Source organism: Pseudomonas sp. TE12508, assembly GCF_056279485.1.
This window is the reverse complement of record NZ_JBWCCN010000004.1, coordinates 20,658-35,194: the sequence shown is the minus strand read 5'-3', so window position 1 is coordinate 35,194 and position 14,537 is coordinate 20,658. Positions and strand designations below refer to the sequence as shown.

Below are 14,537 nucleotides of genomic sequence, written 5' to 3'. Positions count from 1 at the left end.
AAGCTCCCTCGCCACAAATGCCAACACAGACAGTGGCAATCAGAGGGCTTTTTCGAAGATCTTCGAATTACGCTGATAGTTGTAAAGCGAAGCCCGCGCCGACGGCAGGCGTTCGACGCTGCTCGGCACGAAGCCCCGTTCACGGAACCAGTGGGCGGTCCGGGTCGTCAGTACGAACAAGGTTTTCAGCCCCTGGGCCCGGGCGCGGGTTTCGATGCGTTCCAGCAGTTCATCACCGCGACCGCCATGGCGGTACTCCGGGTTCACCGCCAGACACGCCAACTCCCCAGCATCCGAATCGGCAATCTGATACAGCGCCGCGCAGGCGATGATCATGCCTTCGCGTTCGACCACACTGAACTGCTCGATCTCACGCTCCAGCACCTCGCGGGAACGCCGTACCAGAATGCCCTGCTCTTCCAGCGGGCTGATCAAGTCCAGCAAACCGCCGACATCCTCGATGGCCGCCTCACGCACAACCTCGAATTGCTCCTGGGCCACCAGCGTACCGCCACCGTCACGGGTGAACAGTTCGGTCAGCAACGCGCCATCTTCGGCGTAGCTGACGATGTGACTGCGCGCCACCCCGCCCCGGCACGCTTCAGCGGCCGCATCCAGCAGCTCGGCTTGATAGTTGCTGCCCAAACGCTGCAAATGCGCCGGTACTTGTTGCGGGCGCAATTCGCGGACCAGCCGGCCATTTTCGTCGATCAAGCCCAAATCGGCGCCGAACAGCAGCAGCTTGTCCGCCCCCAGATCGATAGCTGCACGGGTGGCGACATCTTCACACGCGAGGTTGAAGATCTCACCGGTCGGCGAGTACCCCAATGGCGACAACAGCACGATGGAGCGTTCGTCCAGCAGGCGATTGATGCCCTTGCGGTCGACACGGCGCACTTCGCCGGTGTGGTGATAGTCGACACCTTCAAGTACGCCGATCGGCCGTGCAGTGACCAGATTGCCGCTGGCCACCCGCAGGCGCGAACCCTGCATTGGCGATGAGGCCATGTCCATGGACAGCCGCGCTTCGATGGCGATGCGCAGTTGACCGACCGCATCAATCACGCACTCAAGCGTCGCCGCATCGGTGATGCGCATGCCATGGTGGTAATGCGGGGTCAGGCCGCGAGCAGCGAGGCGTGTTTCAATTTGCGGACGCGAACCGTGAACCAGCACCAGACGCACGCCCAGGCTGTGCAGCAGCACCAGGTCGTGGACGATGTTGCCGAAGTTCGGGTGCTCCACGCCGTCGCCGGGCAGCATGACGACGAAAGTGCAATCGCGGTGGGCGTTGATGTAAGGCGAAGCGTGACGAAGCCAATTGACGTATTCGGGCATGAACCTGGGCCTGTAATAAATAGCAGCCGAAAAAAGGGTAAAGCAGTAAACGCACAGCGGGCTGATGGTTATCGTCGGAACAGGCTTGGCGACACGCGCGCTCTCCTCATGAATACGGGTTGGGACACTGGCAATTTATACGTTTAGTCAGCCAAAACACAGAACCTGTGGGAGCGGGCTTGCTCGCGAAGGCGGCGTATCAGACACATTAATATCAACTGACACTCCCTATTCGCGAGCAAGCCCGCTCCCACATGGGTTGCGCTCAACTGACCGGCATCGCCGTTTTGGCCGGTGTCAGGCAGTAATGTTCAATCAGTTGACGTAATAGATGCACGGTAGGCTGCAAACGTGACATTTCGAGGTATTCCCCCGGTTGGTGTGCGCAGGCGATGTCGCCCGGTCCCAATACCAGTGTTTCACAACCAAGACGCTGAAGATAAGGCGCTTCCGTGCCGAACGCCACTGCTTCGGCGCGATGGCCGGTGAGCTTTTCGGCAACCCTCACCAATTCCGAGTCCTCGGCCTGCTCGAAGGATGGCACTTCGGGGAACAGCGGCGCGTAATCGATCTTCACCTTGTGCCGTTCGGCAATCGGATTGAGCTTCTGCAGAATCGCCGCGCGCAGCGCTTTGGGGTCCATGCCCGGCAACGGACGCAAGTCGAACTCCAGCGAGCACTGGCCGCAGATTCGGTTGGGATTGTCGCCCCCATGGATGCAGCCGAAGTTAAGGGTCGGCTGCGGCACGCTGAACTGCGGGTTATGGAATTCGCGCTGCCACGCCAGGCGCAGGCCGCGCAATTCGCCCATGGCGTCGTGCATGGCTTCGAGGGCGCTGTGGCCCAGACGCGGGTCCGAGGAATGGCCGCTCTGACCGAGGATGTCGATGCGCTCCATCATCACGCCTTTGTGCATCCGGATCGGCTTCAGCCCGGTCGGCTCGCCGATCACCGCGGCCCGGCCCAGCGGACGTCCGGCTTCGGCCAGAGCGCGAGCGCCAGACATCGAGCTTTCTTCATCGCAAGTGGCGAGGATCAGCAAGGGTTGCTTGAACGGTTGGTCGAGCAAGGGTTTGACGGCTTCGATGACCAAGGCGAAAAAACCCTTCATGTCGCAACTGCCCAAGCCGACCCAACGACCGTCCACTTCCGTCAGTTTCAACGGGTCGGTCTGCCACAACGCCTCGTCGTAGGGCACTGTATCGCTGTGACCAGCCAGCACCAGGCCGCCGGGGCCGGAGCCAAAACTGGCCAGCAGATTGAATTTGCCGGGGCTGACCTGCTGGATATCGCAGGCAAAACCCAAGTCCCCAAGCCATGTCGCCAACAAGTCGATGACCGGCCGATTGGTTTGATCCAGGCTGGGTTGGGTACAGCTGACGGACGGCGCGGCGATCAGCGCAGCGAACTGATCTTTCATGGACGGCAAAGGCATCGCTGACTCCCAACTCCCGAATTGAAGTCCATCATAGAACCATCCGACGACAGGAATAAACCGCCGCGACGCGTCACCAAGCGTCAACAGACCCTATCTCGAATGAGTCCTGTACACTGCACGACCTTGGCAGCCACACATTCCCCCGGCTGCGCTCCCGATCCTGGATTTTCCGGCCATGCAGAAAGAAACCGAAATCAAACTCCGCGTCAGCCGCGAAACCCTCGCCGCCCTGCGCGAGCACCCGCTACTCAAGAAACGCAACAAAAGTGGCTGGGAACGCCGTGAGTTGATGAATCAGTACTTCGACACGCCTGAGCGCGACCTGGCCCGCGCCAAGGTTGCCCTGCGCCTGCGCCGCGATGGCGAAGAAGTGATTCAGACCCTCAAGACCCGTGGCCAGAGCGTCGCCGGTCTGTCCGAGCGCCACGAGTACGACTGGAATTTGCCCAAAGCCAAGCTCGACGTTAAGAAACTCGACGGTGAATGCTGGCCCGAAGAGCTGGCCGAGCTGGACAAGAAAACCCTGAAAGCCATCTTCACCACCGATTTCGTTCGCGAACGCGCGGAAATCGCTTGGGGTCGTGGCAAAACCAAAGTGGTCATCGAAGCCGCGCTGGACCTGGGCCACGTGGTGGTCGGCAAGCAGAAAGAAGAAATCTGCGAGCTGGAACTGGAGTTGCGCGAAGGCGAACCGGCCGCGCTGCTGGAGCTGGCCGCCGAACTGGCTGCAACACTGGCGCTGATGCCGTGTGACATCAGCAAGGCCGAACGCGGTTATCGCCTGTTCGACGCCAACAGCTACTCGCTGAGCTTGCCGGCACCGCAGATCACCGCCGAAATGCCGCTGGACGATGCGTTCGCCGCCCTGAGCTGGCATTTGCTGAGCAGCAGCCAGCGTCTGGCCGAGCAGTATCGCTTCAATGGCCACTGGCGCCTGTTGCAGGACTGGGTCGAGAACCTCGCTGAAATGCGCGCGCTGATCAGCAGCCTCGGTCAGGCCGCACCGCGTCAGTCGACTCACGATCTGCGGGTCGCGCTGGATGCCCTGCTGGAAGACTGGCGCCCGCTGGTACAAGCCGGCCTGGACGACGAAGACGTGCGCAAAGCCGCACCAGAGCAGTTCCTCGAAGAGCTGGAAGACCCACGTTGGGGCCTGTTCTCCCTGAACACTTCGCGCTGGCTGCTGGCCCGCACCTGGGCCGCCGATCGCAACGTCCGCGGTAATCGCCAGGGCGCTGCACAACTGGGCAGCTGGCTGCCGCGCATGCTGGGCGAAGAAGCCAACTCGCTGCAATTGCAGCGTTATCAGCAACAGCCGGAAGACCTGGCCGAGCAACTGCCGCGTATCGAGCGCATCCAGGCCTGGCTGCACCATGCCCGCAGCGTACTGGAGATCCCGGAAATGGATCGCCTGTACGGTGAGCTGAACAAACTGACGCAACTGGCCAACGAACCGATCACCGATGAATCGCTGGATGCGCGTAAGCACCAGGCGATTGCGGTGTATCAGAATCGCGCCTGGAAGACTTTGCTGCGTCTGTAAGACCCTGTGGCGAGGGGGCTTGCCCCCGTTGGAGGCCGAAGGACTCCCAAAACCAGCCAACGCGGTGCATCAGGCATAACGGGTTGGCTGGGTTTACGACTGCTTCGCAGCCGAACGGGGGCAAGCCCCCTCGCCACAAAAGCCTTCGAACATCCTCAGCGCAACACCGGCAAACTCGTCGTGGATTTGATTTCCGACAAAGCCACGATCGAGTTGACCTCCTGAATCCCCGGCACCATCGACAGCTTCTCGAAGAAGAAGCGCTCATAAGCCTCGATGTCCGCCGTGACGATCCGCAGCAAGAAATCCACCGCCCCCATCAGCACATAACATTCCAGCACTTCGGGAAAACCGCGAATCGCCTCGGTGAACTCGGTGAAGTTCGAACGTCCGTGGGCGTTGAGTTTGATCTCGGCGAATATCTGCGTGTTAAGGCCGATTTTCTTGCGGTCAAGCAATGTCACCTGACCACGAATGATCCCTTCTTCCTTCATCCGCTGAATCCGCCGCCAGCACGGCGACTGCGAGAGCCCCACCTGTTCGGCGATCTGCGCGCTGGAGAGCGAAGCGTCCTCTTGCAGCAACGCGAGAATCTTGCGGTCGTAGCCATCCAGCTCGCTGTGCATAGAAAAACCCATAGTAGGTAATAAATCGAATTGCTCTATTCGATAAATGGTCAATAAGCCCAATCATAGATAAGAAATGCCCAGCACCGAATGTAAAAATTCCTCCAGTGATTTTGGAGCCCGACCATGCCGCATTTAGAAGCCGTGAACACCCCGCCCGCCCGCGCCGATGTCTGGAACGTCAGCAACGCCCACTGCCGCGTTCACTATCAATTACTGGCCGAGGCCGAGCCGGATCTGCTGTGTCGGGCGCTCAATCTTTTCGCCTTGCAGTTTCTGACGCCGCAGCAGGTCAACGTGCAGCGCATGGACGATCTACTGACGGTCGATATCGTCATGGACGGCCTGAGCTGGCACCGTGCTCAAGTGATCGCGGAAAAATTACGTAACCTGATCAGCGTCTGCTCGGTGAACCTGCAAGCGGCTGATTCTGCGTGGGAAGAGCCGGCTCAGGCGGCAGGCTGAAAAGAAACGACATGCCTTGGTCGGGTAGTGGCCCAACGGTCTGCGGGTGCGCGACTATCCTTTGCGAACGGTTGTTCAAAAGGAGCCCGCATGTCCGTTCAACTCGCCACTCAGGACCGCTGGCTGGACCTCAATGATTTGCTGCGTGAATTGGTCGCCCAAGGCTTTATCAGCCAGGATTCGGCCGAGCACGCGCTCAACGCCCGCCGCCGTCACGCCATAAATGGTCAGCAGCACCCGCTGGAATTCATCGCCAGCCAACACCTGGACGACCTCAGCCGTCCCGGCAAACACCTCGATCTGGAAAGCCTGACACTCTGGCTGTCTCAGCAGGCTGGTCAGCCTTACTTGCGCATCGACCCGCTGAAAATCAACGTCGCGGCCATCACGCCGCTGATGTCCTATGCCTTCGCCCAACGCCACAAGATTCTGGCGGTATCCATCGACCGCGACGCCGTCACCGTGGCCAGCGCCCAGCCCTTCGTCAGCAGCTGGGAAGCCGACCTGACCCACGTGCTGAAGGTGCCGATCAAGCGCGTAGTGGCCAACCCGGTGGACATCCAGCGCTTCAGCGTGGAGTTTTTCCGCCTGGCTAAATCGGTCACCGGCGCCACCAACGCTGATCAACAAATAAGCACCCTGGGCAACTTCGAACAGTTGCTCAACCTCGGCGCCAGCGACCAGGAGCCGGACGCCAACGATGCGCACATCGTCAACATCGTCGATTGGCTGTTCCAGTACGCGTTCCAGCAACGGGCCAGCGATATCCACATCGAACCCCGGCGCGAGCAAGGCACGGTGCGCTTTCGCATCGACGGCGTGCTGCACAACGTCTATCAATTCCCGCCGCAGGTGACCATGGCCATCGTCAGCCGCCTGAAAAGCCTGGGGCGGATGAACGTCGCAGAAAAACGCAAACCACAGGACGGCCGGGTCAAAACCAAAACCCCGGATGGTGGCGAAGTCGAGCTGCGGCTGTCGACATTGCCGACGGCGTTCGGCGAGAAGATGGTCATGCGGATCTTTGACCCGGAAGTGCTGCTCAAGGACTTCGATCAGCTGGGTTTTTCCGCCGATGACCTGCGTCGCTGGCAAGACATGACCCGCCAGCCCAATGGCATCATTCTGGTGACCGGGCCGACGGGTTCAGGCAAGACCACCACGCTGTACACCACCCTGAAGAAACTGGCGACGCCGGAGGTCAACCTCTGCACCATTGAAGACCCGATCGAAATGGTCGAGCCAGCGTTCAATCAGATGCAGGTCCAGCACAACATTGACCTGACCTTTGCCGCCGGCGTGCGCGCACTCATGCGGCAGGACCCGGACATCATCATGATTGGCGAGATCCGCGACCTCGAAACCGCCGAGATGGCGATTCAGGCAGCACTCACTGGCCACTTGGTGCTGTCGACGTTGCACACCAACGACGCCCCGAGCGCCATCAGCCGCCTGCTGGAGCTCGGCGTGCCGCATTACCTGATCAAGGCCACGGTGCTCGGGGTCATGGCCCAGCGTCTGGTCCGGACCCTCTGCCCGCATTGCAAGGCGCCATTAACTTTGGGCGAGGACGACTGGCAAACCCTGACCCGGCCTTGGCAAGCGCCACTGCCAGGTAATGCACAACGCGCCATCGGTTGCCTGGAATGCCGCGAAACCGGCTATCGCGGCCGCGCCGGGGTGTACGAAATCATGCAACTGACTGACGGCATCAAAGCGCTGATCAACCCTGATACCGATTTGCTCGCGGTCCGCCGTCAGGCCTTCAAGGAAGGCATGCGCAGTTTGCGCTTGTCGGGGGCGCAGAAAGTGGCGGCGGGTTTGACCACGATCGAAGAGGTGTTGCGAGTGACGCCGCAGAGTGAGCAGAAGTAGGCCATTTCAACCGCTATACACTCCTTGTTTGTAGCAGCTGCGAAGCCTGCATTCCTCGTAGGCGAGCCGACTAACGTCACGGAACTCGATTGGGTTATTGGCAATCAAAGCCCGCAGTTAAAACCCAGTGGAGTCACCTTTTATGCGTCTCAAACTTGCTGTCGCTACTTTCGCCGTGTTGTCCCTTCAAGTCGGTTCGGCGATGGCTGATGACAGCTTTTTGCGTAACGTCCTTACGTCCGGTGCCACCACCGGTACCTCCTACCTGACCTCCAGGGATCACAAGCTGGTCGTCGCCGCCCAGGACGACGCCGGCAGCTTTGTCGCCAGTGACGGCGCCATTCGCGGCCCGTACCTGGAAGCCGCCATACAGAAAGTCCGTGCCGACAACCCTGGCCTGCAAGCCACGGACATGGAACTGGCGAACGCCATCCTGGCGAAGAATGCCATCGCCTCGAAGTAAGGTTCGTTGCTGAACAAGATGCCGCTCTCATGAGCGGCATTTTTTTGCCTGAAATGCGATCCATTGTGGGAGCGGGGGGGTTTTGGGGGGGGGGGGGGGGGGGGGCCCCCCCCCCCCCCCCCCCCCCCCCCCCCCCCCGCTCCCACATTAGATCTTCATCTCTCGTGAATTCAGCGGTATTCATCCACCGGCACACACGCGCAAAACAGGTTGCGGTCACCGTAGACATTGTCCACGCGGTTCACCACCGGCCAGTACTTATGGGCCTTGGTGTGAGCATCCGGCGTCACCGCCCGCTCGATGCTGTACGGCCGCTCCCAAACCCCGGTGATGTCGGCCAAGGTATGCGGCGAGCGTTTCAGCGGGTTGTCCTCTGCCGGCCAGTTGCCGTTCTGCACCTCGGTGATTTCCGCGCGGATACTCAGCATCGCGCCGATAAAACGGTCCAGCTCCGCCTTCGATTCACTCTCGGTCGGTTCGACCATCAACGTCCCCGGCACCGGGAATGACATGGTCGGCGCATGGAAGCCGTAGTCCATCAGGCGTTTGGCAACGTCCTCTTCACTGATCCCGGTCTGTGCCTTGAGCGGTCGCAAGTCGAGAATGCATTCGTGGGCCACTCGCTCGTTGCGCCCGGTGTAGAGCACTGGAAATGCGCCGGCCAAATGCTGCGCCAGGTAATTCGCGGCGAGAATCGCCACCTCGCTCGCATCCGCCAGTTGCGGCCCCATCATGGCGATGTACATCCAGCTGATGGGCAGAATGCTTGCACTGCCCCAAGGTGCCGCGCTCACTGCGCCGTTTTCCGGCAGCGGGCCATCGATTGGCACTACCGGGTGATTGGCAACAAACGGTGCCAGGTGCGCCCGAACGCCAATCGGGCCCATCCCCGGCCCGCCACCGCCGTGGGGAATACAGAAGGTTTTGTGCAGGTTCATGTGCGACACGTCGGCACCGATGTCTGCCGGCCGTGCCAATCCAACCTGCGCGTTGAGGTTGGCACCATCCATGTACACCTGACCGCCATGGCTGTGGATAACTTCACAGATCTCGCTGATGCCTTCCTCGTAAACCCCGTGGGTCGAAGGATAAGTCGCCATCAGGCAGGCGAGTTTATCCCCCGCCGCCGTGGCCTTTTCCTTCAGATCATCCAGATCGACATTACCCGCCTCATCGCACTCGACGATCACCACCCGCATACCGGCCATTTGCGCCGAAGCCGGGTTGGTGCCGTGGGCCGATGACGGGATCAGGCAGATATCCCGCGCGCCCTGATGGCGGCTCTCGTGATATTTGCGAATCGCCAGTAACCCGGCGTACTCGCCCTGAGCGCCCGAGTTGGGTTGCATGCAGATCGCATCGAAACCGGTGATCGCGCAGAGCCAGCGCTCCAGCTCCTCGATCATCAAGGAATAACCCACCACTTGCTCTTTCGGCACAAACGGATGCAGGTTGGCGAACTGCGGCCAGGTGATGGGGATCATCTCGCTGGTAGCGTTGAGCTTCATGGTGCAAGAGCCCAGCGGAATCATCGATTGATTGAGCGCCAGGTCTTTGTTTTCCAGCTGTTTGAGGTAACGCAGCATTTCGGTTTCGCTGTGATGAGCGTTGAACACCGGATGACGCAGATAAGGTGTACTGCGCTGCAACCCGGCAGGAATGCCGGATACCAGCGTTTCAGCGTCCAGGTCGTCGACATTGAGCCCATGATCGGCACCGAGAAACACATCGAACAGCTTCGCCACGGTGGTTTCGTCACAGGTTTCGTCGAGGCTCAGTCCCAGCTGCCCACGGCCGAGAATGCGCAAATTGATCTGCGCCGCCTGGGCACTTTCGATGATCGCCGTCTGAGTGCCCCCCACCTCCAGGGTCAGGGTGTCGAAGAAATTCTGGTTGAGACGGGTGATCCCGTGACGCTCCAGGCCGGCGGCGAGGATGCAGGTCAGCCGATGGACGCGCTGGGCAATCCGTTTTAGCCCTTCCGGTCCATGGTAGACCGCGTAGAAACTGGCGATATTGGCCAGCAGCACCTGAGCGGTGCAGATGTTGGAGTTGGCCTTCTCCCGGCGGATATGTTGCTCGCGGGTTTGCAGGGCCATGCGCAGGGCGACGTTGCCGCGCGCATCTTTCGACACGCCGATGATCCGCCCGGGAATCGCCCGTTTGTACTCGTCGCGACTGGCAAAAAACGCCGCGTGGGGACCGCCGTAGCCCATGGGCACGCCGAAGCGCTGGGACGAACCGAACACCACGTCGGCGCCTAGCTCCCCCGGCGGGGTCAGCAACAGCAGGCTTAGCAGATCGGTCGCCACACAGGCCAAGGCATGCTGGGCATGCAGATGATCGATCAATGGGCGCAGATCGCGCACTTCACCGTGGGTGTCGGGATATTGCAGCAATGCGCCGAACACCTGGTGTTTTTTCAAGTTATCCACAGCATCGATGATCAACTCGAAACCAAACCCTTCGGCCCGGGTCCGCACGACGGAGATGGTCTGCGGGTGGCAATTCTCATCGACGAAAAACAGGTTACTTCTGGATTTGGCCACGCGCTTGGCCAGCGCCATGGCCTCGGCTGCCGCCGTGGCTTCATCCAGCAGCGAGGCGTTGGCCAGTTCCAGGCCGGTCAGGTCGATGGTCAGCTGCTGGAAATTCAGCAACGCTTCGAGCCGGCCTTGAGCGATCTCCGGTTGATAGGGGGTATAGGCGGTGTACCAACCGGGATTTTCCAGCACGTTGCGCAGGATGACGGCCGGCGTGAGGGTGCCGTGGTATCCCATGCCGATCAGGCTGGTCCAGACCTGGTTCTGCTCGGCGTAGCCCCGCAACTTGGCCAGCGCGGCTTCTTCGTCGAGGGCCGGCGGCAAGTCCAGCGGCCGGTTGAGGCGGATTCCCGGCGGCACCGTCTGCTCGATCAGTTCGACCCGGCTACCAAGACCGAGGCTGTCGAGCATCGCCTGCTGCTCGGCGGCATCGGGGCCCAGATGGCGGCGCAGGAAGGTATAGGGGTCGCGTAACTGGCTCAAGGACGGCAACTGGGACATGACGGGCTCTCTCTTGACTGGCGCTCGGCGTCGATGCAATGCGGTCAAACCAGCATAGCAGTCGCTGCCGACAGCGAGCCTGTGGGGAGCTTGACACTTACCCTGTGGGAGCGGGCTTGCTCGCGAAAGCGGTGGGTCAGTCGCCATATACGCTGAATGATTAATAGCTTTCGCGAGCAAGTCGAATCGTCGCACCGCCGCTCCCACATTTAGTCCTCAGCGCATCAAGTTGGCAGATACAAAAAAGCCCCGGATAATCGGGGCTTTGAGGTAACGCTGAAAGCTTATTCGCCGATGGCCGCCTTGTAGGCACCTGCATCGAGCAGCAGCTTGTCCAGCTCGGAGGTATCGCTTGGCTCGAGTTTGAAGAACCAGCTGTCATAAGGCGCGCTGTTGACCAGTTCCGGGTTGTTGGCCAAGTCTTCGTTGACGGCAATGACGGTGCCGGAAACTGGCGAGTAGATATCGGAGGCCGCCTTGACCGACTCGACGACACCCGCAGCCTCACCGGCAGCGAACACTTTGCCGATTTCCGGCAGCTCAACGAACACTACGTCACCCAAGGCTTCCTGAGCATGGTCTGAAATACCCACTTTCACGCCGCCATCATGGTCTAGACGGGCCCATTCGTGACTTTCGGCAAAACGCAGGTCGACAGGGATTTCGCTCATGTTCTGTGTCCTCAAGAAAAATGTCAGCGGTCATTGCCCGCCAAAAAAAGTTAGATCAAGGTTTTGCCGTGGCGTACGAAGGTCGGTTTGACCACTCGAACCGGGTACCACTTGCCACGGATTTCCACTTCGGCGCGGTCAGCGGTGGCCACCGGTACGCGCGCCAGTGCAATCGACTTGCTAAGCGTAGGAGAGAAACTACCACTGGTGATCTCCCCTTCGCCAACATCGGCGATACGAACCACCTGATGCGCCCGCAAAACCCCACGCTCTTCCAGGACCAGACCCACCAGTTTGTGCTGTACGCCATTGGCCTGTTCGGCTTCCAGGGCAGTGCGGCCAATGAACTGGCGCGTGGCCGGTTCCCAGGCAATGCTCCAGGCCATGTTGGAGGCCAATGGCGAAACTTCTTGATGAATGTCCTGACCGTAGAGGTTCATGCCGGCTTCGACACGCAAGGTATCGCGCGCGCCGAGGCCGATCGGGGAAATACCCGCGCCCACCAGATCGTTGAAAAAGCCCGGTGCCTGGTCGGCGGGCAGCACGATTTCCAGACCATCCTCACCGGTGTAACCGGTGCGCGCGATGAACCAGTCACCGTCAGTCTGACCTTCGAAATATTTGAGCTGCTGAATCAGCGTGCCACGGGACTGAGTCACCAGTTCGGCAATCTTGTGCCGGGCGTGAGGCCCTTGAATGGCCAGCATCGCCAGCTCGGAGCGCTCGTTGAGCCGCACATCGAAGTCGCCGAGATGAGCTTGCATCCAGGCCAGGTCCTGATTACGGGTGGAGGCGTTGACCACCAGGCGATAACCGTCCTCGAGACGATAGACGATCATGTCGTCGACGATGCCGCCGTGCTCGTTGAGCATGGCGCTGTACAAGGCACGGCCGGGGCTGTGCAGACGCTCGACGTCATTGGCCAGTAAATACTGAAGCCAGGCCTTGGCCTGGGGGCCGTCAACATCGATCACGGTCATGTGGGATACATCGAAAACCCCGCAATCGCGGCGCACCTGATGGTGTTCCTCAACCTGCGAGCCGTAATGCAGAGGCATATCCCAACCGCCAAAATCGACCATCTTCGCGCCGAGGGCGAGATGAAGGTCGTACAGAGGCGTACGCTGTCCCATGGGTTTCTCCTTCCGGGCGTGGCGAAGGTGCGGGCAGGCGCTGCACGGGATGATATGCCTTGAAATAAAAGGCTTTCAGCCGATTTCAGCAACCCGATCCGAGGACGGACCGCACCGAATGCCGCGCATTGTAGCCGCAAGGTGTAGGACTGACACCTACGCGTTTCGATGCGCCGAACGTCGGATCAATCCGATGACCGGTAACAACCCGACCAACACCAGGGTCAGTGCCGGCAACGAGGCCCTCGCCCACTCGCCTTCGCTGGTCATTTCAAAGATCCGAACCGCCAGCGTGTCCCAGCCAAACGGGCGCATCAGCAGGGTTGCGGGCATTTCCTTGAGCACGTCGACGAACACCAGCAACGCTGCGCTCAATGTGCCCGGCAGCAGCAACGGCAGATACACTTTGAAAAACAGTCGTGGCCCACTGACGCCAAGGCTACGTGCTGCTTCGGGCAAAGATGGCCGTATTCGCGCCAGGCTGCTTTCCAGCGGTCCATAGGCCACCGCGATAAAACGCACCAGATAGGCCAGCAACAACGCCGACAGACTGCCCAGCAGCAACGGTTTGCCCGCGCCGCCAAGCCATCCCGACAGCGGGATCACCAGTTCGCGATCCAGGTAACTGAACGCCAGCATGATCGACACCGCCAGCACCGAGCCCGGCAAGGCGTAGCCAAGGTTAGCCAGACTGATGCCGGAGCGGATCGCCCGGGTCGGCGCCAATCGACGGGCAAAGGCCAGCACCAGAGCGACACTGACGGTGATCAATGCTGCCATGCCGCCCAGGTACAGGGTATGGATAATCAATCCGGCATAACGCTCATCCAGATCGAAGCGCCCACGTTGCCAAAACCACACCACCAGTTGCAGCACGGGAATGACGAAGGCGCAGGCAAATACCAGACCACACCAGCTCATGGCCGCCAGCGCCTTGACCCCGCGCAGGTGATACAACGCCTTGACCCGCGGTCGTTCGTTGCTCGCCCGATTGGCCCCGCGGGCACGGCGCTCGCCATACAGCACGACCATCACCACCAACAGCAACAGGCTGGCCAGTTGCGCAGCCGTGGAAAGACTGAAAAAGCCGTACCAGGTTTTGTAGATAGCGGTGGTGAACGTATCGAAGTTGAACACCGACACGGCACCGAAATCCGCCAGGGTTTCCATTAGCGCCAACGCCACGCCCGCGCCAATGGCCGGACGTGCCATCGGCAATGCAACCCGCCAGAACGCCTGCCACGGGGATTGCCCAAGGACTCGCGCTGCTTCCATCAAGCCTTTGCCCTGAGCCAGGAATGCGCTACGTGCCAAGAGGTAAACGTACGGATAAAAAACCAGCACCAGTACCAGAATCACACCGCCGGTGGAGCGCACTCGCGGCAGCCTCAAACCGCTGCCAAACCATTCGCGCAGCAAGGTTTGCACGGGGCCGGCGAAATCCAGCAGGCCAACGAAGACAAATGCCAGCACATAAGCAGGAATCGCAAAGGGCAACATCAGCGCCCAGTCCAGCCAACGCCGCCCGGGAAACTCGCAGAGGCTGGTGAGCCAGGCCAGGCTGACGCCCAGCAGCGTTACGCCAAAACCGACGCCGAGTACCAGCGTCAGGGTATTGCCCAGCAACCGCGGCATCTGGGTGTCCCACAGGTGGGACCAGATCTGCTGATCGATGATTTGCCAGGAAAAAAGCAGAACGCTCAGGGGCAGCAAGACCAGCGCAGCAATGGCGAAGACCAGGGGATACCAGCGGCGTTGGGCGGGGTGGGCCAAGGAAAGCTCTCGTTTAAATGATTGTGCCCACGCTCTGCGTGGGCACACATCTTGTGACGCTCTGCGTCACGCCTCGACGCGGAGCGTCGGTGGATGCATTCCCACGCAGAGCGTGGGAACGATCAGGCCGGCAGGGGCACCGCCGACTTCATTCTGTGGCGCAGTATA

At 60.5% G+C, this 14,537-nt stretch carries 11 protein-coding genes; 4 read left to right on the top strand and 7 right to left on the bottom strand.

Going from position 1 to position 14,537, the window contains the following annotated elements; translation table 11 throughout:
- Window positions 1-39 precede the first annotated feature (39 nt).
- Window positions 40-1,338, bottom strand: coding sequence for an amino-acid N-acetyltransferase (gene argA, locus ACZ9IM_RS06375; protein ID WP_007899457.1), 1,299 nt, complete (start codon window positions 1,336-1,338; stop codon window positions 40-42).
- A 265-nt stretch (window positions 1,339-1,603) separates the two neighbouring features.
- Window positions 1,604-2,773 carry an acetylornithine deacetylase gene (gene argE, locus ACZ9IM_RS06370; protein ID WP_476223569.1) on the bottom strand — a complete coding sequence of 390 codons (1,170 nt, stop codon included), beginning with the start codon at window positions 2,771-2,773 and terminating at the stop codon, window positions 1,604-1,606.
- A 178-nt stretch (window positions 2,774-2,951) separates the two neighbouring features.
- Here argE and ACZ9IM_RS06365 point away from each other — a divergent pair, with 178 nt between their 5' ends.
- Window positions 2,952-4,319 carry a CYTH domain-containing protein gene (locus ACZ9IM_RS06365; RefSeq protein WP_427628085.1) on the top strand — a complete coding sequence of 456 codons (1,368 nt, stop codon included), beginning with the start codon at window positions 2,952-2,954 and terminating at the stop codon, window positions 4,317-4,319.
- Between the two features lie 155 nt (window positions 4,320-4,474).
- Here ACZ9IM_RS06365 and ACZ9IM_RS06360 read toward each other — a convergent pair whose 3' ends face one another.
- A complete protein-coding gene (locus ACZ9IM_RS06360) occupies window positions 4,475-4,945 on the bottom strand; it encodes an Lrp/AsnC family transcriptional regulator (protein WP_007940379.1) in 471 nt (156 codons plus the stop codon).
- Window positions 4,946-5,071: 126 nt separating this feature from the next.
- On the opposite strand from ACZ9IM_RS06360, the gene ACZ9IM_RS06355 reads away from it, so the two are divergent.
- The 3 genes from ACZ9IM_RS06355 to ACZ9IM_RS06345 all read left to right on the top strand — a co-directional run bounded on the left by ACZ9IM_RS06355 (window position 5,072) and on the right by ACZ9IM_RS06345 (window position 7,748).
- A complete protein-coding gene (locus ACZ9IM_RS06355) occupies window positions 5,072-5,410 on the top strand; it encodes a hypothetical protein (protein ID WP_476223568.1) in 339 nt (112 codons plus the stop codon).
- A 90-nt stretch (window positions 5,411-5,500) separates the two neighbouring features.
- A complete protein-coding gene (gene tfpB / locus ACZ9IM_RS06350; protein ID WP_008076033.1) occupies window positions 5,501-7,285 on the top strand; it encodes a type IV pilus assembly ATPase TfpB in 1,785 nt (594 codons plus the stop codon).
- 142 nt (window positions 7,286-7,427) lie between these two features.
- A complete protein-coding gene (locus tag ACZ9IM_RS06345; RefSeq protein ID WP_008076034.1) occupies window positions 7,428-7,748 on the top strand; it encodes a DUF2388 domain-containing protein in 321 nt (106 codons plus the stop codon).
- Window positions 7,749-7,918: 170 nt separating this feature from the next.
- Here ACZ9IM_RS06345 and gcvP read toward each other — a convergent pair whose 3' ends face one another.
- From gcvP to ACZ9IM_RS06325, 4 genes are all read right to left on the bottom strand, one after another.
- Window positions 7,919-10,792 carry an aminomethyl-transferring glycine dehydrogenase gene (gene gcvP / locus ACZ9IM_RS06340; RefSeq protein ID WP_476223567.1) on the bottom strand — a complete coding sequence of 958 codons (2,874 nt, stop codon included), beginning with the start codon at window positions 10,790-10,792 and terminating at the stop codon, window positions 7,919-7,921.
- A 284-nt stretch (window positions 10,793-11,076) separates the two neighbouring features.
- Window positions 11,077-11,463: a glycine cleavage system protein GcvH gene (gene gcvH, locus ACZ9IM_RS06335; RefSeq protein ID WP_476223566.1), complete on the bottom strand. Its 387-nt coding sequence runs from the start codon at window positions 11,461-11,463 to the stop codon at window positions 11,077-11,079.
- Window positions 11,464-11,513: 50 nt separating this feature from the next.
- A complete protein-coding gene (gene gcvT, locus ACZ9IM_RS06330) occupies window positions 11,514-12,596 on the bottom strand; it encodes a glycine cleavage system aminomethyltransferase GcvT (protein ID WP_192344979.1) in 1,083 nt (360 codons plus the stop codon).
- Window positions 12,597-12,752: 156 nt separating this feature from the next.
- On the bottom strand, window positions 12,753-14,369 hold the full coding sequence (locus ACZ9IM_RS06325; RefSeq protein ID WP_427628115.1) for an ABC transporter permease: 1,617 nt from the start codon (window positions 14,367-14,369) through the stop codon (window positions 12,753-12,755).
- Window positions 14,370-14,537: the final 168 nt, after the last annotated feature.